The organism is Pseudomonas koreensis (genome assembly GCF_025447595.1).
In the GTDB taxonomy this organism is placed as follows: domain Bacteria; phylum Pseudomonadota; class Gammaproteobacteria; order Pseudomonadales; family Pseudomonadaceae; genus Aquipseudomonas; species Aquipseudomonas koreensis_H.
The window spans coordinates 17,051-37,479 of record NZ_JAOEJU010000025.1 but is presented as its reverse complement, the minus strand read 5'-3'; the positions used below and the strand labels follow the sequence as shown (position 1 = coordinate 37,479).

19 protein-coding genes are annotated in these 20,429 nt (G+C 60.0%); 8 read left to right on the top strand and 11 right to left on the bottom strand.

Annotated features, from left to right (window positions below; genetic code table 11):
- Window positions 1–315: 315 nt before the first annotated feature.
- A complete protein-coding gene (locus tag N8H71_RS24140) occupies window positions 316–1,314 on the top strand; it encodes an AraC family transcriptional regulator (protein ID WP_085683578.1) in 999 nt (332 codons plus the stop codon).
- 4 nt (window positions 1,315–1,318) lie between these two features.
- Here the strand turns inward: N8H71_RS24140 and N8H71_RS24135 are convergent, their stop codons facing one another.
- From N8H71_RS24135 to N8H71_RS24125, 3 genes are all read right to left on the bottom strand, one after another.
- Window positions 1,319–2,665, bottom strand: a complete 1,347-nt coding sequence (locus N8H71_RS24135) for an ATP-binding protein (RefSeq protein WP_262195933.1) — start codon at window positions 2,663–2,665, stop codon at window positions 1,319–1,321.
- A complete protein-coding gene (locus tag N8H71_RS24130) occupies window positions 2,662–3,339 on the bottom strand; it encodes a response regulator transcription factor (protein ID WP_007957754.1) in 678 nt (225 codons plus the stop codon). Before N8H71_RS24130 ends, N8H71_RS24135 begins: the two co-directional genes overlap by 4 nt.
- Before the next feature lie 151 nt (window positions 3,340–3,490).
- Window positions 3,491–4,096, bottom strand: coding sequence for a hypothetical protein (locus N8H71_RS24125; protein ID WP_007957751.1), 606 nt, complete (start codon window positions 4,094–4,096; stop codon window positions 3,491–3,493).
- Window positions 4,097–4,236: 140 nt separating this feature from the next.
- Here N8H71_RS24125 and N8H71_RS24120 point away from each other — a divergent pair, with 140 nt between their 5' ends.
- A complete protein-coding gene (locus N8H71_RS24120; RefSeq protein ID WP_262195932.1) occupies window positions 4,237–5,028 on the top strand; it encodes a dienelactone hydrolase family protein in 792 nt (263 codons plus the stop codon).
- A gap of 151 nt (window positions 5,029–5,179) precedes the next feature.
- A complete protein-coding gene (locus N8H71_RS24115; protein ID WP_262195931.1) occupies window positions 5,180–5,905 on the top strand; it encodes a 4'-phosphopantetheinyl transferase family protein in 726 nt (241 codons plus the stop codon).
- A gap of 115 nt (window positions 5,906–6,020) precedes the next feature.
- Here N8H71_RS24115 and N8H71_RS24110 read toward each other — a convergent pair whose 3' ends face one another.
- Window positions 6,021–7,631 (bottom strand): ATP-binding protein, encoded by a 1,611-nt coding sequence (locus N8H71_RS24110; RefSeq protein WP_262195930.1) that lies wholly within the window; start codon window positions 7,629–7,631, stop codon window positions 6,021–6,023.
- Window positions 7,628–8,350: a response regulator gene (locus N8H71_RS24105; RefSeq protein WP_262195929.1), complete on the bottom strand. Its 723-nt coding sequence runs from the start codon at window positions 8,348–8,350 to the stop codon at window positions 7,628–7,630. Before N8H71_RS24105 ends, N8H71_RS24110 begins: the two co-directional genes overlap by 4 nt.
- A 735-nt stretch (window positions 8,351–9,085) precedes the next feature.
- Between N8H71_RS24105 and N8H71_RS24100 the strand changes: the two genes are divergently transcribed.
- Window positions 9,086–11,980: a ribonucleoside-diphosphate reductase subunit alpha gene (locus N8H71_RS24100; RefSeq protein ID WP_262195928.1), complete on the top strand. Its 2,895-nt coding sequence runs from the start codon at window positions 9,086–9,088 to the stop codon at window positions 11,978–11,980.
- Window positions 11,981–12,655: 675 nt separating this feature from the next.
- On the opposite strand, the gene flgE is transcribed toward N8H71_RS24100, so the two are convergent.
- The 6 genes from flgE to N8H71_RS24070 form a co-directional block, all read right to left on the bottom strand.
- Window positions 12,656–13,981 (bottom strand): flagellar hook protein FlgE, encoded by a 1,326-nt coding sequence (gene flgE, locus N8H71_RS24095; protein ID WP_262195927.1) that lies wholly within the window; start codon window positions 13,979–13,981, stop codon window positions 12,656–12,658.
- 30 nt (window positions 13,982–14,011) lie between these two features.
- Entirely contained in the window at window positions 14,012–14,740 is a 729-nt protein-coding gene (gene flgD / locus N8H71_RS24090; RefSeq protein ID WP_262195926.1) for a flagellar hook assembly protein FlgD, read from the bottom strand.
- A gap of 15 nt (window positions 14,741–14,755) precedes the next feature.
- Window positions 14,756–15,199 (bottom strand): flagellar basal body rod protein FlgC, encoded by a 444-nt coding sequence (gene flgC, locus N8H71_RS24085; RefSeq protein WP_054593596.1) that lies wholly within the window; start codon window positions 15,197–15,199, stop codon window positions 14,756–14,758.
- Between the two features lie 3 nt (window positions 15,200–15,202).
- Window positions 15,203–15,610, bottom strand: coding sequence for a flagellar basal body rod protein FlgB (flgB, locus tag N8H71_RS24080; protein WP_025112931.1), 408 nt, complete (start codon window positions 15,608–15,610; stop codon window positions 15,203–15,205).
- Window positions 15,611–15,839: 229 nt separating this feature from the next.
- Window positions 15,840–16,667 (bottom strand): protein-glutamate O-methyltransferase CheR, encoded by an 828-nt coding sequence (cheR, locus tag N8H71_RS24075; RefSeq protein ID WP_007960327.1) that lies wholly within the window; start codon window positions 16,665–16,667, stop codon window positions 15,840–15,842.
- A gap of 47 nt (window positions 16,668–16,714) precedes the next feature.
- Window positions 16,715–17,647: a chemotaxis protein CheV gene (locus tag N8H71_RS24070; protein ID WP_007960326.1), complete on the bottom strand. Its 933-nt coding sequence runs from the start codon at window positions 17,645–17,647 to the stop codon at window positions 16,715–16,717.
- Window positions 17,648–17,729: 82 nt separating this feature from the next.
- On the opposite strand from N8H71_RS24070, the gene flgA reads away from it, so the two are divergent.
- The 4 genes from flgA to N8H71_RS24050 all read left to right on the top strand — a co-directional run bounded on the left by flgA (window position 17,730) and on the right by N8H71_RS24050 (window position 20,372).
- Complete coding sequence (gene flgA, locus N8H71_RS24065; protein WP_262195925.1) at window positions 17,730–18,491, top strand: flagellar basal body P-ring formation chaperone FlgA; 762 nt, start codon at window positions 17,730–17,732, stop codon at window positions 18,489–18,491.
- Between the two features lie 196 nt (window positions 18,492–18,687).
- Complete coding sequence (gene flgM, locus N8H71_RS24060; protein WP_249482443.1) at window positions 18,688–19,014, top strand: flagellar biosynthesis anti-sigma factor FlgM; 327 nt, start codon at window positions 18,688–18,690, stop codon at window positions 19,012–19,014.
- A gap of 48 nt (window positions 19,015–19,062) precedes the next feature.
- Window positions 19,063–19,530: a flagella synthesis protein FlgN gene (locus N8H71_RS24055; RefSeq protein WP_262195924.1), complete on the top strand. Its 468-nt coding sequence runs from the start codon at window positions 19,063–19,065 to the stop codon at window positions 19,528–19,530.
- Window positions 19,531–19,625: 95 nt separating this feature from the next.
- Window positions 19,626–20,372: a flagellar brake protein gene (locus tag N8H71_RS24050; protein WP_262195923.1), complete on the top strand. Its 747-nt coding sequence runs from the start codon at window positions 19,626–19,628 to the stop codon at window positions 20,370–20,372.
- The last annotated feature ends 57 nt before the right edge of the window (window positions 20,373–20,429 follow it).

The following is a 20,429-nucleotide window of genomic DNA, read 5'->3' as shown; positions in this document are numbered from 1 at the left end:
CTGTTGAACGCGACACTTGAATTGCGAACCCTCCTGCACTGGAGGGATTTGTTGTGTCGAACGGCGCTTTTCCGGACCGGCTAGGCGCACGCTTCTGTCGCTCTTATCGCAAACGTCGTGCCACTTTGGTGCAAATCGCTGCAAGCCTTTTGATATCAGGGGATGCGGGTATTTTTTTGTCACTAACCGGTTACTCAAGTGTGGCGGATTTCCGCCAACTCGCCCGACCTCGTCCTACAATTTGGCGGAAATCCGCCTTGTTACCGATCAAAGGCAGCCGCTACCATCGGTCGCCAGAGGAAGGATCTACCGCTCATGCGCGAACGCACCATCGCCAGTCACTTTGCCCGCGCCGCCCTCGGTGGCGCGCGGCGCTCGGGTTACGACTATTCGGACCTGCTGCAGCAACTGGGCATCAGCCCCGAACTGCTCGACGAGCCGCGCGCGCGGATCGCCCCGGAGCAATTCACCCAACTGATCCAGAACCTGTGGCTGGCCCTGGACGACGAATACCTGGGCTTCGGCAATGCGCCGAGCAAACCCGGCAGCTTCGCCATGATGTGCCACGCCATCATTCATTGCCGCAGCCTGGAGAAGGCTCTGCAACGCGGCTTATTGTTTTATAGCCTATTCCCCGAAGCCCCGCGTCTGACCCTGACCCATGAAGACGAATGGGTGCGCCTGAGCCTCGACGATGCGCAATTGTGGGATCCGGATCACTTTCTCAGCGAGAGCCTGCTGGTGATCTGGCATCGCCTCGGCAGCTGGCTGATCGGCCAGCGGATTCGCCTGGAACAGGCGAGCTTCAGCTACCCGAAACCAGCGCACGGAGCGGAATACGATCTGCTGTTTTCCTGCCCGCTGGAATTTTCGGCAACGCACAGCAGCCTGGTGTTTCACAGTCGTTATCTGCACATGCCGCTGTTACAGGATGAACGCACCCTCAAGCATTTCCTCGAACGCTCCCCCGCCGACCTGCTGTCACGCCCGGACGACGGCAACAGCCTGAGCAGCCGGCTGCGGCGCTTGCTTAGCCACGACAGCGCACGCTGGCCGGACCTCGAAGCCGTGGCCGCGCACCTGCATATCAGCCCGCAAACCCTGCGCCGGCATCTGCGCGAGGAAGGCACCAGTTTTCAGGAACTGAAGGATCAGTTGCGGCGGGACATCGCGATTTATCACCTGGGGCGAGCGGATCTGTCATTGCAACAGATCGCCGAACAGCTCGGATTTTCCGAGCCGTCGGCGTTTCATCGGGCGTTCAAGAAGTGGACGGGGCTGACGCCGGGGGCTTATCGGGCGCAGGAGCAGTAGGCCGTCACACCGCCGGAAAATGAATCCTGAACGCCGCCCCGCCCATCGGCGAATCGCCCAATGTCAGTTTCGCGCTGTAGCTCTCGATGATGTCCTTGACCACCGCCAGCCCGATGCCCTGCCCCGGGTGCTGGCGGTCCAGGCGTTCGCCGCGTTCGAGAATCCGTGCGCGCTGATCCGGGGGCACACCGGGGCCGTCGTCTTCGATGCACAGCTCGCTTCCTGAGTGGCTTTCGCGCACGCTGATACGCACTTCGCCCAGGCACAGGCGGTAGGCGTTTTCCAGCAGGTTGCCCATCATTTCCAGCAAGGCACCCTGCTCGATCGGCACGTAGCAGTGCTCCGGCAGATCGAAGGCGACGCGCACGTGTTTGTCGCGGTAGACCTTGTCCAGCGTGTCGCACAGGCTTTGCAGCACCGGACGCAGGCGCACCTGATGGCGCACCAGACCGCTTTTGCGCAGGCTGGCGCGTTGCAACTGGTAGCCGATCTGCTGGCTCATGCGTTCGATCTGGGTTTGCAGCACCCACGCCTGATCGCGGTCTTCGGGGCGCTGGGCCATGTCTTCGCTGACACCTTGCAATACCGCCAGCGGGGTTTTCAGACTGTGGGCCAGATCGTCGAGGGAGTCGCGGTAACGGCTGCGCTGTTGACGCTCGCTGTGCAGCAGGCGGTTGAGCGAACCGGTCAGGCGCAACAGTTCGCGTGGGTGCTGTTCACTCAGGCTTTCGAGCGTTCCGCCTTCGATTTCATCGAGCTCCTGACTGAGCCGGCGCAAGGCTTTCAGGCCCCAGGTCAGACCGATCCACAGCAGAGCGAGCAGGACCAGCAACGCCGCACCAAAGCCGAGATAAAGATTCTCGCGCAAACCTTCGAGGGTGATTTCGTATTCACGCACCGGTTGCAGGGCCACAATACTGAAAGCCGCGCTCTTGCCGCCGAGCAGTTTGACCTCGACGTCGTAGACGAAAAACTCCTGACCGTTGGCCTCGCGAATCCTCGCGAACTCATTGCCGAGACCGTCATAACGCGGTTTGTAATTGATCTGCTCTTCCTGCGTCGCTTTCGAGCGCCAGACCAGATGCCCTTCGCGGTCGTAGATGTAACCGAGCAGACGGAAATCGGCGAGATTGAATCGCTCGTCCGGCAACTGATTCGGCATCACCAGCCGACCGTTTTCGATACGCGCAGCAGAAATCAGCGTCGTGACGTCCGACGCCAGCCGCTGCTCGATCGAGTCCTGCAGCGCCAGGCTGAACGCGCCCTGCATTGCCGGGAGCAACGCGAGCATGAACAACACCGCCAGGGTGGTGGCGGCGAGCATCAGCCGGACGCGAAGGGAACGGATCAAGTGCAGCGCTCGTTGAACAGGTAGCCGAGACCGCGCACGGTGTCGATCGGCTTGAACCCGGCCGGGCCTTCGAGCTTGCGGCGCAGTCGGCCGACCAGCACTTCGATCACGTTCGGATCGCGCTCGTCGTCATCCGGGTACAACTGCTCCATCAACCGATCCTTGGGCACCACTTGCTGGTGATGGCGCATGAGGTATTCGAGGATCCGGTATTCGTAAGCGGTCAACGCCAGCGGTTGTTCATCGAGTGTCGCCTGTTTGCGATTGAGATCGAGCAACAGCGGCCCGGCGACGATGGTCGACTGGGTGAAACCGCTGGAACGGCGCAGCAGCGCATTGAGCCGCGCTTCGAGTTCTTCGAACTGGAACGGCTTGACCACGTAATCGTCGGCGCCGGCGGCCAGGCCTTCGACCTTGTCCTGCCAGTTGCCGCGTGCGGTGAGGATCAGGATCGGAAAGGTCTTGCCGCCCGAGCGCAACTGGCGGATCAGGTCGAGCCCGCCCATGCCCGGCAGGCCGAGGTCGATCACCGCCAGGTCAAAGTTGAATTGCCCGGTCTGGTACAACGCCTCTTCGGCGTTGGCCACGGACTCGACCACGTGACCGCTTTCCGTCAGGCGGGTTTGCAGGTGATGGCGCAACAGCGCTTCATCTTCGACGACCAACAGTTTCATAACCTTCTCCCGGGTAAAACGAAATCTCCAGACAACCGCCTATGGGAGCTAGCCTGCTAGCGATTGCGAATTGACAACCGACCATGATGTCGACTGTCAGGACGCTATCGCTAGCAGGCTAGCTCCCACAGGGGCCAGGGCAAACCGCGCTTTAGAAAGCGTAGTTGGCCGACAGGTAAGTCTGGGCGCTGCTGGTCAAGTCCAGCGAGCCTTGCTTGCTGCCGCCGCTCTCTTTCATCTCAGTGCTGGCGTTGCTGCGCAGGTAACGGTAACCGAGTTCGACCGAGGTGTTCTGCGAGACTTGCTGCAGCACACCGAACTGGCCGCCGACGGCGTAACCGATGTCGCTGTCACGGCTGTAGCTCGGCGAGTCCTGGGTCAACTTGGTCAGACCGGCCGTGGCACCGCCGAACAGCTTGGTGCTGCTACCCACCGGGTAGAACAGATCGTAGCTGCCCAGCAGGTTTTCCTGGCGCAGTTTAATGCCATTGTGCGAGCCGGACACGTTGTCGTAGGTGGCGTAGTAGCGACCCTGACTGTTTTGCTGACCCAGACGCAGGCCGTAGGTGTTGTTGCCGTCGATGGCCGCAGTGGCGTCCGGATGGCCGAGGTTGTCGTTCAGGGCGTTGGATTTCTTGATCTTGTCGCTGGTCTGGCCAAAGGTCAGGCCGGCGAAGTTGGTGGTGGTGTCGGCATGGGCGGCGATGCTTGCGCTCATGACGGTGAAAGCCAGCAGCAGTTTGTTCAAACGAGTCATTGAGTGTTCCTCAGTTGTGCTCTTCGGGTATGGCGCAAGGTTACTGACCCTCCCCTGTACCGCCCCTGAACGCTCTCTGAACCTGACCTGAATGAAATGAACTAGGCTGTTTTGACCCTTTATTGTCAGGAGACCCGATCATGCGCCTGCTTTTAACCCTCGCCCTCCTTGTCTTCAGCGGCCTCAGCCAGGCTGCGATCAAGACCGAGGAAATCCCCTATCAGAGTGCCGACGGCACGAAGCTGATCGGCTATTTCGCCTACGACGACGCGATCAAGGGCCCGCGCCCCGGCGTGGTGGTGGTGCATGAATGGTGGGGCCTGAACGACTACGCCAAGCGCCGCGCCCGGGATCTCGCCGGGCTCGGTTACAGCGCGCTGGCCATCGACATGTACGGTGAAGGCAAGAACACCGAGCACCCGAAAGACGCGATGGCGTTCATGCAGGCGGCCACGCAGAACGCCGATGCGGCCAGCAAGCGCTTTCAGGCCGGGCTGGATCTGTTGAAGAAACAGCCACAGACCGACAAGGATAAAATCGCCGCCATCGGTTACTGCTTCGGCGGTGGCGTGGTGCTGAATGCGGCGCGTCAGGGTGTGCCGCTGGCCGGCGTGGTGAGCTTCCACGGTGCGCTGGCCACCAAGACTCCGGCTACGCCGGGTAGCGTGAAGGCGAAAGTCCTCGTCGAACATGGCGCGCTGGACAGCATGGTCACCCCGGACAACGTCACGGCATTCAAGTCAGAAATGGACAAGGCCGGCGCCGACTATCAATTCGTCAGCCTCGACGGTGCCAAGCATGGCTTCAGCAATCCTGATGCGGATCGCCTGAGCCACGGCGACCACGGTGGCCCGGATATCGGCTACAACAAGGCCGCCGATGAAAAATCCTGGGCGGACATGCAGGCGTTCTTCAAGAAAATCTTTGGTTAGGCAGAGACATCGCGGCGCGACCATCGCCAGCAGGCTGGCTCCCACATTTGCATGGTGAGCGTTTGTGGGAGCCAGCCTGCTGGCGATGATCGCGCCGCCGATTTAAACCTTGCCACTACCCAGCCCTGACGCTTACCGGCAAAATGCCGACATGACTGCCAGCCCTTTCCTCCCCACCTGCTGCACCCCGCTCGATGCCCATTGGCCCTTGCCGACGGTGTTGCCCGACACCGTGCTGCTGAGCACCCATTTCGATCCTTCGCAATTGCTCGGTGATGACTTCCGCCGCAGCGCCATCGAGCCGCCGCCGAGCATTCAGCGTTCGGTGGCCAAGCGGCAGGCGGAATTCCTTGCCGGGCGGATTTGCGCCCGGGCGGCGTTGCAGCAATTGGAAGGCTCGAGCACTGTTCCGGCGATCGGCGAGGATCGCGCCCCCATTTGGCCGTCACACATCTGTGGCTCGATCACCCACAGCACCGGCCGTGCGGCGGCGATTGTCGCCAACAAGCAGCACTGGCGCGGGCTGGGCATGGACCTGGAAAACCTGCTCAACGCCGAACGCGCCGAGCGACTGGCCGGAGAGATCCTGACCCCGCCGGAAATGCAGCGCATGGCCGCCGGCTCCCGGGATCGAATCGCGTTGTGGGTGACCCTGACCTTTTCGGTGAAAGAGAGTCTGTTCAAGGCGCTGTACCCGATCGTGCAGCAGCGCTTCTACTTCGAGCATGCCGAGGTGCTGGAATGGAATGAGCACGGTCATGTGCGTTTGCGGTTGCTGACGGACCTTTCCAGCGAATGGCGCAACGGAACCGAACTCGATGCGCAATTCGGGGTGCAGGACGGGCAGTTGCTGAGTCTGGTCAGCATTCCTGCCTGAAGGTTTGTACTGTTTGGAATGGCCGTGTCGCGAGCAAGCTCGCTCCCACCCTGAAGCGCGCTGACCTGTAGGAGCGAGCTTGCTCGCGAATGGGTCAGCTTGACCAATGCGAGATTCAGCGCCGCTCCTGATTCCTCGGCCAGCTCAGGCTGAAACACGCCCCGCCCAGACTCTTGCTCTTGCCGATAAGCGCCCGACCGTCGTGCCAGTGGATGATCCTGCGCACGATCGACAACCCCAGACCATGTCCGCCCGATGCACGGGTGCGACTGTCATCCAGCCGCAAAAACGGGGTGAAGATTTTCTCCCAGGCGGTTTCCGGCACACCGGGGCCATCGTCCTCAACGTCCACCCGACAGCGCATTTGCCCCACCTGATAACTGACCGTGACCTTAGAACGCGCATGGCGCATGGCATTGCCCACCAGATTCTGCAGGGCCCGATGCAGATAACGCGGCTCGGCCTCGACCCAGGCGTCATCGCAATCCGCCGCCGACAGACACAGGCCGCGCTGTACCGTGACTTCGGCGCGCAGCGGCGCCAGTTCTTCGATCACTTGATTGACCAGCGCATCCAGGTCGATGCGCTGGAAGGTCAGCGCCGGGGAGCCCTGCTCCAGCCGGGCATACGTGAGCATTTCGTCGACCAGTTTGTCGAGGTCCTCGATGTCGTGGTCCATGCCCTCGCGGTACTTTTCCAGCGCCTGCGGGGTGGTGGCCGAGCCGATCATCTCCAGACCGAAACGCAGACGCGCCACCGGTGTGCGCAATTCGTGGGACACCGCACGCACCAGTTCACGCTGAATGGCGAGCAACTGCTGCAAGTGCTCAGCCATGCCGTTGAACGCCGCCGCCAGTTTGCCCACCGAGTCGGCACCCCGGGCCGGCACACGGGTTTCCAGGCTGCCTTTGGCGATGCGCGTGGCAGCGGCTTCGAGCCCGCGCAAACGCCGTTCGAGCTGGCGCACCAATAAATAGACGATCAGGCCGATCAGGGTCAGGCCGAGGGCCGCAATCAGCACCAGCCATTCCGGCGGGTACGGGTTCATCTGATACAGCGGCCCGATTTCCAGTACCCACGGCGTGCCGACCATGCCGGCGAACACCCGGATCGAATCACCGCCCTTGCCCAGCGCCATCACCGTATCGCCCTCGGACACCCGACGGCTCTGGTCTTCGTCCATGTCGGCATCGCTGACCGTGACCAGCCGCAAATCGAAACCGAACCCCTTGTCCTGCTTCAATTGCGCTAGCCGTTTGGGCTGCTCGCCCACCGGCACCCGCACCAGTTCATCGGCCAACAGGTAAATGGTCGCCCGGGCCAGTTGCTCGCTGATCTGCTGCACCTCGCCCACCAGCACCAGTTGATCCTTGTCGCTGACCAGCCGATAGACCTTGGCCGCGTGCGGGCCGGTCTGTTCGACCAGCGCTTGCCCGCGTTGCACCCGGGTACGCTGGGTCAGGTCGAGGTCAGTCTGGGCAAAGGTCTTCAGCGCCAGCGGAATGCCCAACAGGCGCTCCCACACCAGCAAGGCGCGATGGCGCTCGGTTTCGTTCATCGGTTGCAGGTTGTCGGCCATCAGCGAAAACGTGCCGTGGGCCAGACGCTCGCGGTATTGCTCGCTGCGCACCTGATTGAGCAGATGCAGCGCCAGCACACCGAGCACCGCCACCAGAATCAGCGCCGCGCACATGCCGCCATAAATGCGCAGGAAGATCGAATTCACAGCGGCAAGTCTGCGCAGGCTTCCGGCACGAACAGGTAGCCTTTGCTGCGGATGGTCTTGATCAGGCGCGGGTGGTCGGGGTCGTCGCCGATCTTCGGACGGATGCGCGAGATGCGCACATCGATCGAACGGTCCTGGCCGTCGTAGCCGATGCCGCGCAGTGCGGTGAAGATTTCTTCCCGGGACAGGATGCGCCCGGCGTTGGACACCAGCAGCCAGAGCAGGTCGAATTCGGCGCTGGTCAGCTCGATACCGCTTTCACTGAGCCAGGCTTCGCGCAACGCGTTATCGACCACCAAAGGGCCGAACTGCAGGCGGCGCGGGTTGCCCGAAGCGGGCTCGGGTGTGTCACTGCGTCGCAGCAACGCCTGGATGCGCGCCAGCAACAGCCGTGGGCGCACCGGTTTGCACACGTAGTCATCAGCACCGATATCGAGACCGAGTATCTGGTCAGCGTCATCGGTACGGGCGGTGAGCATCAGGATCGGCCCGTCGTACTTGTCGCGTACTTTGCGGCAAATGCTCAGGCCGTCTTCGCCGGGAAGCATCAGGTCGAGGATCACCAGGTCCGGCTGTTCCTTGATGATCCGCGCCGCCGCCAGCGCACCGTCGCCTTCGATCTCCACGCGCAATCCGTTGGCTTGCAGGTATTCGCGGGTCAGTTCAGCCAGACGCTGGTCGTCCTCGACTATCAATACCTGCCAGGCTTCTTGCTCCACGGGTGACCTCTGCTTGCCGATTTTTCTTATAAAGGAAGGATCCTCCCGTCTTTTTGTCATCTTTAAGGAGGATAAGAATGCGTGTGCATGGGCCGATTGTATAAACGGCGTACAGCGAGAAAACAAGTCGGGAAATGCGTTCGGAGAAGCTCGGATTCTGTGATAGGGTTCGCGCCCTTAAAAATCCGCTGAAGCGTTTTTCCCGAAGAAAAAACAGTGATAAACGGTCTAGCTCAGCAGGTTCGCGGCCTACACGGGAGTTCCCTGTTTCGCACACAATTTACGCACAGGGTTATCCACAGGCTGTCCGTTGCAATCGCCCCCCAAAACGCATTATCTTGTAGCCCGCGCTCAAAAAAACCCTACATGTAGGGGTTGGCGTTAAAAAACCAATCACAAACCCGGCAGTGAATTCAAGCCTTTTTATTGCCATTGTCGGGTGGAACCAAACAGATTTTCAGTAGACCAAACCGCTCCTGCGGATGGCTGCCGTTTTCCAGCCGATCACGGCGATAACGGTACGGGTGTTGCAGTCCGAAACTGCCTCCCTAACGGAATGCGGTTTCACGCGTATCGCGCGAACCGAAGACTTCGGCATGGAAGCGGCGCCCACAAGGCCCCCTTCCTGAACTGTCCCGAAGTCGTTACCCGGCAACTGCCGGTTGTAGTGCTTCAGGACGGAACGGTGGGCACCGTGATGGTGCCCAAACAAACATAGAGAACGTGGAGACACCCATGCAAACCGACACAACTCGCGAGAACCCGCAGGGCACCTTGCCGCAGGCCGCCGATTCGAATTCGGATCTGGCCGCCACCGCGCCTGGCCAACTGCGCGTGATCAAGCGTAATGGCACTGTCGTTCCTTACACCGATGACAAGATCACCGTCGCTATCACCAAAGCGTTTCTCGCAGTTGAGGGCGGCACCGCTGCCGCTTCGTCGCGAATCCACGACACCGTTGCCCGCCTGACCGAACAGGTCACCGCGACCTTCAAGCGTCGCATGCCGTCGGGCGGCACCATCCACATCGAAGAAATCCAGGATCAGGTCGAACTGGCCCTGATGCGTGCCGGCGAGCAGAAAGTGGCTCGCGACTACGTGATCTACCGCGACGCCCGTTCGAAAGAGCGCGCCACCCGCACCACCGCCGAGACTCCGGTCCAGGCGCACCCGTCGATCCGCATCACCCGCGCCGACGGCAGCCTCGCGCCGCTGGACATGGGCCGCCTGAACACCATAGTCACCGAAGCCTGCGAAGGTCTGGCTGAAGTCGACGGCGACCTGATCCAGCGCGAAACCCTGAAGAACCTGTACGACGGCGTAGCCCTGAACGACGTCAACACCGCGCTGGTGATGACCGCGCGTACCCTGGTCGAGCGCGAGCCGAACTACTCGTTCGTGACTGCCCGCCTGCTGATGGACACTCTGCGTGCCGAAGGCCTGGGCTTCCTGAACGTCGCCGAAAGCGCCACTCACCACGAGATGGCCGACCTGTACGCCAAGGCCCTGCCAGCCTATGTCGCCAAAGGTATCGAGTTCGAACTGCTGAACCCTGTGCTGGCCGACTTCGACCTGGAAAAACTGGGCAAGGCGATCAACCACGAGCGCGACCAGCAATTCACCTACCTGGGCCTGCAGACCCTGTACGACCGTTACTTCATCCACAAGGATGGCGTGCGTTTCGAACTGCCGCAGATCTTCTTCATGCGCGTGGCCATGGGCCTGGCGATCGAAGAGAAGCAGAAAGAAGACCGTGCGATCGAGTTCTACAACCTGCTGTCCTCGTTCGACTACATGGCTTCGACCCCGACCCTGTTCAACGCCGGTACCCTGCGTCCACAGCTGTCGAGCTGCTACCTGACCACCGTTCCGGATGACCTGTCGGGCATCTACCACGCGATCCACGACAACGCCATGTTGTCGAAATTCGCCGGTGGCCTGGGCAACGACTGGACGCCGGTGCGTGCACTGGGTTCGTACATCAAGGGCACCAACGGCAAGTCGCAAGGCGTGGTTCCGTTCCTGAAAGTCGTGAACGACACCGCCGTCGCCGTTAACCAGGGTGGCAAGCGCAAAGGCGCTGTGTGTGCCTACCTGGAAACCTGGCACATGGACATCGAGGAGTTCATCGAACTCCGCAAGAACACCGGTGATGACCGTCGTCGTACCCACGACATGAACACCGCCAACTGGATCCCTGACCTGTTCATGAAGCGCGTCTTCGATGACGGCAAGTGGACCCTGTTCTCGCCGTCCGAAGTACCGGACCTGCACGACCTGACCGGCAAGGCCTTCGAAGAGCGCTACGAGTACTACGAAGCCCTGACCGAGTACCCGGGCAAGGTCAAACTGTTCAAGACCATCCAGGCCAAAGACCTGTGGCGCAAGATGCTGTCGATGCTGTTCGAAACCGGCCACCCATGGCTGACTTTCAAGGACCCGTGCAACCTGCGCAGCCCTCAGCAGCACGTCGGCGTGGTCCACAGCTCGAACCTGTGCACCGAGATCACCCTGAACACCAACAAGGACGAGATCGCGGTCTGCAACCTGGGCTCGATCAACCTGCCGAACCACATCGTCGACGGCAAGCTGGACACCGCCAAGCTCAAGCGCACCATCGACGTCGCCGTGCGCATGCTCGACAACGTGATCGACATCAACTACTACTCGGTACCGCAGGCGAAGAACTCCAACTTCCGCCACCGTCCGGTCGGTCTGGGCATCATGGGCTTCCAGGACGCGCTGTACCTGCAGCACATCCCTTACGGTTCCGACGCTGCCGTCGAGTTCGCCGACAAGTCGATGGAAGCGGTCAGCTACTACGCGATCCAGGCTTCCTGCGACCTGGCCGACGAGCGCGGCTCGTACGAGACGTTCCAGGGTTCGCTGTGGTCCAAAGGCGTACTGCCGCTGGATTCGCAACAGATCCTGATCGAAGCACGTGGCCAGAAGTACATCGACGTCGACCTGACCGAGTCCCTGGACTGGGCACCGGTTCGCGCCCGTGTACAGAAAGGCATCCGTAACTCGAACATCATGGCCATCGCACCGACCGCGACCATCGCCAACATCACCGGCGTATCGCAGTCGATCGAACCGACCTACCAGAACCTGTACGTGAAATCGAACCTGTCGGGCGAATTCACCGTGATCAACCCGTACCTGGTTCGCGACCTGAAGGCTCGCGGTCTATGGGACTCGGTCATGATCAACGACCTGAAGTACTACGACGGTTCGGTTCAGCAGATCGAGCGCATCCCGCAAGAACTCAAAGAGCTCTACGCGACCGCGTTCGAAGTGGACACCAAGTGGATCGTTGACGCCGCCAGCCGTCGTCAGAAGTGGATCGACCAGGCCCAGTCGCTGAACCTGTACATCGCCGGCGCATCGGGCAAGAAACTGGACGTGACCTACCGCATGGCCTGGTACCGTGGCCTGAAAACCACCTACTACCTCCGTGCCCTGGCCGCGACCAGCACCGAGAAGTCGACCATCAACACCGGCAAGCTCAACGCTGTTTCCGCCGGTGGCAACCACGGCGACGACTCGGCCCTGGCAGCCCCTGCCGGCCCGGCTCCAGTGCCAAAGGCTTGCGCCATCGACGAGCCGGATTGCGAAGCTTGCCAATAAGCTGAGCCGAGTCAGGCGTCGCAAGACGCCTGAACGAGAAACCCCCGACAGACTTCTGGTTTGTCGGGGGTTTTCTTTTGTCCGCGATAAAAGCAAAAGCCGCCCTCACCCTAGCCCTCCCGAAACGTCGGACCGCCCGGAGGGAGAGGGAACCGACCGAGGTGTTTGGGAGAGGTACGCCGACATGAAATACCGAGGTGAACTTGGGTTTTGAAACGCATACAACTCACCCCTGCTTTCTCTGCTCCTGCTCCTGCTTTGGCTTCCCACCACTCAACACAATGAGCGTTAGCTCGAGTACCGCTTTTGACGTGCCGGCCCCATCGGCAGGCTGAGTGGAGGGATTTATCCGGGGGTGGGAGCGCAGCGACCGTGCGGCGAAGCCGCATGCATCGAGAGGAGGTGCAGCGAAGCAAACCGTAGGCGATGCCCCCGGATAAATCCCGGAACGAAGGAACACCGAGCCAAAGCGAGGTGCCGAACGCAGGGGCCAAGCCTTTTGGTTCCTTTTTTGGCGTTTGAAAAAGGGACTCGCCGTAAGGGCGAAACCGCCAGCCGCCACACCCGAAGCAACGGATATTCACCCAATCCCCCCACAGCATGGCCGTCCACCAGGACGCCATGCCAAACAAAAAAAAGCCCCTCAAAAAGAGGGGCTCCCTGTACAGCCAAAAATCAGGTCATCTGAATAATGGTCTGCATGATAGTGCTCTGAGTGGAAATGGTCTTGGCGTTCGCCTGATAGTTGCTCTGACCCTTGATCAGATCAACCAGCTCATTGGTCAGGTTAACGTTCGACTCTTCCAGCGAGTTGGACACCACCTCACCCAACGTACCGGTTTTCGGCGCATCGTAGCCCGGAACACCCGAAGCGAACGTCTCTTTCCAGCTGGTGCCACCGATCGCCTGCAGGCCTTGTTCGTTGGTGAAGCTGGCCAGTGCAACCTGGCCGATGGCCTTGCTCTGGTTGTTGCTGAAGTTGGCGAACAGCGTACCGGTGCCGTCGATAGTCAGGTTGGTGATCTGGCCAGTGGCATAACCATCCTGAGTCGGGATCGAACGCGCGGTGTCAGCGTTGTACTGAGTGGTCTTGGCCAGGGAAATGGTCACACCCGCCGGGTTGGCTGCTGCGCCGTTAGGCGTGAAGACGCCGTTGGTCACGGTGCCCGGCACCCAGTTGGCGAGCTTCAAGTCGCTGCTGATGATCGGGTTGGTCGGGTCCGCCGGGTTTGGCGTGCTGACCTGCAGCAACTTGCCCGAACTGTCGAAGGTCAGGGTCGACGCGACTGGAGGCGTAGTGACCGGGTTGCTGCCGGTTGCGTCCGGGTTGCGCCCGTCCACCAGGGTGTAAACCTTCCAGGTGTTGTCAGAGGTTTTCACCATGTACTGATCCATGACGTGGGAGTTGCCCTGGGTGTCATAGATCGGCGTGCTGAACGACTTGGTGTACGACTCGAGCTTGGCCGGATCGAACGGGAAAGCGGTCTGGTCGATCGGCTTTTCCGACGAGTTCAGGTTGATTGTCGACGTCACGGACGAAGTGGACTTCGGCGCCAGGTTCGAGGTATCGATCTTCAGGTCGGTCAGTACGCCGTTGATGATCTTGCCGTTGGAGTCCACACCGTAACCTTGCAGACGCGAGGTGTAGTCGGTGTTGGTGATGTAGCCGTTGTTGTCGACCTTGAACGTACCGGCACGGGTGTAGGAGATCGAGCCGTTGTTGCTCATGGTGAAGAAGCCGGAACCGTTGATGCCCATGTCCAGCACGTTACCGGTGTTGTTGATGTCACCCTGGGTGAACTGCTGGGAAACGTTGGCCAGGCGCACACCGTTACCGATGACCTTGCTGCCGCTGCCCAGACGGGTCGACGAGTACACGTCTTCGAATTCTGCACGGGACGATTTGAAACCGGCGGTTGCGACGTTGGCGATGTTGTTGCCGGTCACGTCCAGTTGTTTGTTGGCTGCATAGAGACCGCTAAGGCCGATATTGAAAGACATATTCCACTCCTTTGTGCCGGTTAGTCGGCTCTATATACCAATGGTTTGTACTTTGGACAGGGCAACGGTGCCCTTGCCGGACAGGTTGAGCATCAGCTCGCCGCCGGTCTGGCTGATCGTCACGCTGTTGACGGTGGCCGGCAGGTAAGTCGCCAGATCCGTCGCGGTGCCGTTGATCGACGCGTTGGCCTTGAAGGTGTAAGTACCCACCGGCACCACGGTGCCGGACGAATCCTTGCCGTCCCAGGTAAAGCTGGCAGGGCCGGCAGCGCGACTGCCCAGATCGATGGTGCGTACGGTTTTGCCGCTGCTGTCGGTAATGGTCACCGTGCCGCCGGCAATGGACGACGGAACAGTCGCCGTACCGGTCAGGCCTTTGCTCGGATCATCGAGCTGCGCAGTGTTGGTCTGCACGATCACGTTGCGGCCAACCAGCGACGAAGCCTGCAGGGCTTGCGAGGAGTTGTAGTTGCCGGCCAGCGAGCTGACGGTGCTGTTGAGGGTGGTAATACCCTCAAGGCTGCTGAACTGCGCCAACTGGGCAACAAATGCGCTGTTGTCTTGCGGATCGAGCGGGTTCTGGTTCTTCAGCTGGGTTACCAGCAGTTGCAGGAACGCATCCTTGCCCAGCGCCTGGCCGCCGGTCGCGCTGTTGGTGGCCGAAGCAATGCCGCCGCTGGTGGTGCTACTGGTCTTCTTCGAAGAGTTGGCCAGTATGTCGTTCATCGCCAGGCCGCTGGTGGTATCGGTAACACTCATGGCAGTCGCCCCTTATTACTGACCGAGGGTCAGTACTTTCTGCATCATGGTTTTGGCGGTATTCATCATTTCGGCGTTGGTCTGGAACGACCGGCTCGCGGAAATCATGTCAGCCATTTCTTCCACCACGTTGACGTTCGGGTAGTAGACGTAGCCTTTGGCGTCAGCGGCCGGATGGTTCGGCTCGTAACGCGCCTCGAGGTTGCTCTGGTCTTCGACCACGCCAAGCACCTGCACGCCTTGACCGGCAGCATCCTGGTTCTGGAACAGCGAGTTGCTGCCACCGCTCTGGCCACCCTGGAACATGGTGGCGAATACCGGGTGACGGGCACGGTAGGTCTGATCGATGCTCGACGAGACGGTCTCGGCGTTGGCGATGTTCGAAGCCACGGTGTTCAGACGGGTGGTCTGGGCGCTCATGCCGCTGCCGGCAATGTTGAAAACGCTGGACAGGGACATGGATTACTCTCCGCGCAGGGCTGACACCAGCCCTTTGAATTTGCTGTTGAGCAGGGTGAAGCTGGCCTGGAAGCCGACGGCGTTTTCTGCGTAGTTCGACTGTTCCAGTTGGGCGTCCACGGTGTTCTGGTCGATCGACGGCTGCATCGGCGTGCGATACATCAGCGACTCGTCGCCATTGCCCAGACCTTCAGCTTCGATGTGACGGCTGTTGGTCATGTTCAGGGCGATGGTGCCGTTGGCGTTCTTCTGGCTCTGCGCTTCGAGCACTTTGGAGAAGTCCAGGTCCCGAGCCTTGTAGTTCGGGGTATCGGCGTTGGCGATGTTGTTGGCCAGTACTTCTGCACGTTGAGCGCGGAAGCCCAGGGCTTTTTCGTGAATTCCGAGCGCTTTATCGAAGCTGATGCTCATGTCGGGACCTTCAGGTGACCGGATTTTTCGTAACTGGGATATAGCAAGCGTCGTGCCAGTTTGAGAAAGCCCCGGATTACGGGGCTTTGCCCGCAATCGGCAACGCGGCAATGCCAGAAAAGCGGCAACCGGTTTCCGCCGGATGCCGCTTTTCTGCCGCCGGCAAATCTTCAGGCATAAAAAAACGGGAGCCCCTGAGGACTCCCGTTTCTTGTGTTGCCGGTCTTGATCACTTCGCCTGGTAGATGATCCCCGGGCTGCACTGAACCATCTGGTAATGATCCGGCAAACCGTTCAGCGCTTCGGAAGCGCCAAGGAACAGATAACCGCCCGGCTTCAGCGTGCTGTGGATGCGCAACAGGATGTCCTTCTTCACCTCAGCGGAGAAGTAGATCAGCACGTTGCGGCAGAACACGATGTCGAACTTGCCCAGGCTTGCGTAGCTGTCGAGCAGGTTGAACGAGCGGAACTCCACCCGGTTCTTGATCGGCGCCTTGATTACCCAGCGCCCCGGCCCTTTCGGGTCGAAGTAGCGTTGCAGGCGGTCGGCGGACAGACCGCGACCGATCGCCAGGCTGTCGTACTCGCCGGTCTTGCAGTTGGTCAGCATGCTGCCGGACAGATCCGTGGCGACGATCTGCACACCCATCTTCAACTGGCCGATGTTGGTCCGCTCGAACTCGTCGATCGACATCGACAGCGAATAGGGTTCCTGACCCGACGAGCAGGCCGCCGACCAGATCCGCAGACGCTGGTTGGGAGCGGCCTTGATCGCCTCGGGCAGCACCTTGTTCTTCAAGACTTCAAACGGATAGGTATCACGAAACCACAGGGTCTCGTTGGTTGTCATGGCATCGACCACCTGCTCGCGCAAACCGCTGCGCGGCTGGGTCTGGATGCGCTGTACCAGCTCACCCAGGGACTTGATGCCTTGCTGCTCCATCAGTTTGTTGAGACGGCTCGACACCAGGTACTGCTTGTTTTCACCGAGCAAAATGCCACAGGCTTTTTCCAGGAAGACCCGGAACTGTTCGAAATCCAAATTACCCGTAGACAAATGATGCCGCCTCTTAAATCGTGTTGAACGCCAGGGGCAGAAGGCCCTTAGCTGATATCTGCTGCTTTGATCCGGTCGACTACCCGGGATGCCAGGTCATCAGGACGGAACTTGGCCAGGAAGTCATCGGCACCGACTTTCTTGACCATCGCCTGATTGAACACACCCGACAACGAAGTATGCAGGATGATATGAAGCTTTTGCATGCGAGGGTCGCTACGGATTTCGGCCGTCAGGGTGTACCCGTCCATCTCCGGCATTTCGATGTCGGAGATCATCATCAGGAACTCTTCTTCCGGCTTCTTGCCCTCGTCGACCAGCTTGCGCAGGTAATCCAGCGCCTGCTTGCCGTCGTTCAACGCCACCACTTCGACGCCGACCGTCTGCAGGCAACGGGTCACCTGCTTGCGCGCCACCGACGAGTCATCGACCGTCAGCACCCGCAGCGACAATGCCTTGCTCTGGGTCTCGACATCCACTACGCCGACCGAAATCGCTTCCGGTGTCGGCGCAACTTCCGCCAGCACCTTCTCGACGTCGATGATTTCGACTAACTGATTGTCGACCCGAGTCACAGCGGTCAGATAATGATCGCGTCCGGTGCCCTTGGGCGGCGGATGAATCTCTTCCCAGTTCATGTTCACGATACGTTCCACCGAGCGCACCAGGAAACCCTGTGTCTTGGTGTTGTATTCCGTAATGATCACGAACGGACTGTTCTTGTCTTTCAACGCACCGGAGCCGGTCGCCATCGCCAGATCAAGGATCGGAATGGTCGCCCCCCGGATATTCGCCACCCCGCACACGACAGGACTGGACTTGGGCATCAGCGTCAGTTGCGGGCATTGCAGCACTTCCCGAACCTTGAACACGTTGATCCCGTAGAGCTGCTGGCCGTCGAGACGGAACAACAACAGCTCCAGGCGATTCTGCCCCACCAGTTGCGTGCGCTGGTTCACCGAATCCATTACACCAGCCATGCCCAGACTCCTACACCAACGCCAAGTGTTGTTGCGACGCACATTCATTGCTAAACGGCACGGCGCTTGCTTTTTAACTCGTATGAACGCTCAAACGACATTTTTCCGACGCCTGACATCCCCTCTCCGCAGAGGGCTCTGTGCAGTGTCCGCCATTTGGCTCTGCTTCGCTGGCAGCCCTGCCGTTGCTGATGCGGTTACCTTGCCTGACATGCTTATCGGCGTCACTCAGGGCTTTCTTGAATTCACCGTAGAAGACTATCTGGCTACCAGTCAAACGGAAGGCCGTTATGAAATCGAGGTCAAGCAGCTCGATCCACGCATGCGCATGCCCATGTGCGACAAGGAATTGACAGCCTCTCTGGAAAGCCCGGGGCGCCCTTTGGGTCGTGTGACCGTCAAGGTCCGCTGTGAAGGCGCAGCCCCCTGGACAGTGTTCGTGCCCGCTCAAGTCCGCCTGTTTCGCGAGGTCGTGACCACCACGCGCCCCCTCAAGCGCGCCGGAATAATCGAGCCCCAGGATGTGACCTTGCGTGAGCACGATGTGAGTCAGATCAATCAGGGCTTCCTGACGTCGGTGGACGAAGCCATCGGGCAAAAATTAACCCGACCAACGGTCGCCGACCAGGTACTGACCCTGGTGCACATGGAACAGGCGGAAGTGGTTCGCAAAGGTGATCAGGTCGTGATCACGGCCCGCAGCGGCACCCTCGCCGTGCGCATGCCGGGCGAAGCCCTGTCCAACGGCGGCCTGAAAGAACAGATTCGAGTGAAGAACCTCAACTCCCAGCGGGTCATCAAGGCGCAGGTCATCGCGCCCGGCCAGGTGGAAGTGGCGATGTGAGCGGCGATGTGAACGGTTATTTGAAAAGCCCCTGAGCATTCAAGCAGAAAACTGGCGCTGACCAGAGCTGTTCCCTAAACTGTGCCGCAGCAGGATCTGCTACGGCGCATGCAAAGCTCATTGGTAAATGGGCCTAAAGTTTTCCAGGGGATGGCCGAGAACATGGCAAGCGTCCAAATTCCCAGAGGTTTTTAACATGGTCATCGATTTCAGCCGTTTGAACAGCTCCTCGTCACTTACGGGCAGTACACGTACCAGCACGCCTAAGGAAACCGCCGAAACCGGCACCTCCGCGCCGCTGAATACCCCGGCCGAACAGGCCAGTACCGCAAAAAGCGGGGAATCGGTACACCTCAGCAATGAGGCTCAACAGTTGCAGAAGGTCACTGACAAGCTGCGCGATCAGCCTGCCGTCGACAAAGCCCGCGTGGCCGAGTTGAAAGCAGCGATTGCCGATGGCAGCTATAAAGTCGACAGCAACCGTGTAGCCAGCAAACTGCTCAACTTCGAAGCCCAGCGCTAGGCCTCGGTCAGCGCCAGGCTTTTGGACGCTTAAAACCCAAGGCCAGCCATGCACGACACTAATTTATTGCAACTGATCACCGACGACCTTGCTCCAGCGCAACAATTGCTGGAGTTACTGCAAACCGAGTCCCTCGCCTTGCACGGTCGCGACATGCCACTGCTGGAAGAGATTCTGGCGAGCAAACAGGCACTGATCATTCTGCTCGAACAGCATGGCCGCAAGCGCAGCGAAATTCTCGCCAGCCTCAATCTGCCGATCGACCGCAATGGTCTGGAGCAACTCGCCAGCCAGTCGAGCATCGGCGACCAGTTGCTGAGCCAGAGCGATGTCCTGACCGACCTGATAGCCCAGTGCCAGGCGACCAACGCCCGCAATGGCCAGTCGATCGTGATGCAGCAGGCCGCTACGGCCAATCAGCTGAAGATCCTCACCGGTGGCGAGCCACCCGCGCTCTACGACGCCAGCGGCACCTTCTCCAAACTGCAGAAACCGCGCGCGCTCAGTCAGGCGTAAATCGTTCTTCTATGCTTGCGCCCTATCAACGCGCCAAACATGCTGGCAAAATACTGGCCAGCCGTAGTCAAATTTTGTCTGGAGATTGATTTAACGTGTCCAACGTCCTCAGCGCGGATGACTCTCCGCAGCCACCAAAGGTGCTTACCACGCCTCTGGAGATCTCCAGCAACCTGCGCCAGCTGCAAGAGAGCCACGATCCGCTGATCATCACCTTTCACGAGCGCAGCCAGCGTTTCCAGAGCTACCTGATTGAAGTCGATCGCGAAAACGGTTCGATCAAGCTTGATGAAATGATCCCGCGCGACGGCGAACGTTTTCTGGAAGCAGGCGAACCGTTCAAGGTTGAGGGTTTTCATGATGGCGTGCGCATTGCCTGGGAATGTACAGGGACGCTGAGCATCAAGGACTCCGACGGCGACCGCTTCTACACCGGCGACCTGCCCACCGAAGTGGTTTATCACCAGCGCCGAAACGCCTTTCGCGCCGCACTGAAACTGACCGATCTGGTCAGCGTCGTGCTCGGCGGCGAAAAGCTCAAGGCACCGCTGGATGGCAAATTGCTGGACATCTCGGCCACGGGTTGCAAGTTGCGCTTTGAAGGCGATATCACCGACCGCTTGCAACTGGGTCAGGTCTACGATCGCCTGATCGCCGCGCCACTGTTCGGCAACCAGCCGGTATCGGTCGAACTGCGCTATCTGCACTTCGAAGAAAAACTCAATATCACTTTTGCCGGCCTGCGCTTTCACAACATCAGCGGCCCGGCAGCGCGCAACGTCGAGCGTTTCGTTTATCAACTGCAACGCGAAGCGCGTCGGTTCGATAAAGACGATCTCTGATTCTCAGGCAAAAAAAACGGGCAGCCACCGATGAGTGACTGCCCGTTTTTTTTATGC

What these genes read in the sequence shown, in the direction of transcription:
- N8H71_RS24140 (WP_085683578.1), top strand. Translation starts at nt 316, where the DNA reads ATGCGCGAACGCACCATCGCCAGTCACTTTGCCCGCGCCGCCCTCGGT.
- N8H71_RS24130 (WP_007957754.1), bottom strand. Translation starts at nt 3,339, where the DNA reads ATGAAACTGTTGGTCGTCGAAGATGAAGCGCTGTTGCGCCATCACCTG.
- N8H71_RS24125 (WP_007957751.1), bottom strand. Translation starts at nt 4,096, where the DNA reads ATGACTCGTTTGAACAAACTGCTGCTGGCTTTCACCGTCATGAGCGCA.
- N8H71_RS24120 (WP_262195932.1), top strand. Translation starts at nt 4,237, where the DNA reads ATGCGCCTGCTTTTAACCCTCGCCCTCCTTGTCTTCAGCGGCCTCAGC.
- N8H71_RS24115 (WP_262195931.1), top strand. Translation starts at nt 5,180, where the DNA reads ATGACTGCCAGCCCTTTCCTCCCCACCTGCTGCACCCCGCTCGATGCC.
- N8H71_RS24100 (WP_262195928.1), top strand. Translation starts at nt 9,086, where the DNA reads ATGCAAACCGACACAACTCGCGAGAACCCGCAGGGCACCTTGCCGCAG.
- flgE (WP_262195927.1), bottom strand. Translation starts at nt 13,981, where the DNA reads ATGTCTTTCAATATCGGCCTTAGCGGTCTCTATGCAGCCAACAAACAA.
- flgD (WP_262195926.1), bottom strand. Translation starts at nt 14,740, where the DNA reads ATGAGTGTTACCGATACCACCAGCGGCCTGGCGATGAACGACATACTG.
- flgC (WP_054593596.1), bottom strand. Translation starts at nt 15,199, where the DNA reads ATGTCCCTGTCCAGCGTTTTCAACATTGCCGGCAGCGGCATGAGCGCC.
- flgB (WP_025112931.1), bottom strand. Translation starts at nt 15,610, where the DNA reads ATGAGCATCAGCTTCGATAAAGCGCTCGGAATTCACGAAAAAGCCCTG.
- N8H71_RS24070 (WP_007960326.1), bottom strand. Translation starts at nt 17,647, where the DNA reads ATGGCTGGTGTAATGGATTCGGTGAACCAGCGCACGCAACTGGTGGGG.
- flgA (WP_262195925.1), top strand. Translation starts at nt 17,730, where the DNA reads ATGAACGCTCAAACGACATTTTTCCGACGCCTGACATCCCCTCTCCGC.
- flgM (WP_249482443.1), top strand. Translation starts at nt 18,688, where the DNA reads ATGGTCATCGATTTCAGCCGTTTGAACAGCTCCTCGTCACTTACGGGC.
- N8H71_RS24055 (WP_262195924.1), top strand. Translation starts at nt 19,063, where the DNA reads ATGCACGACACTAATTTATTGCAACTGATCACCGACGACCTTGCTCCA.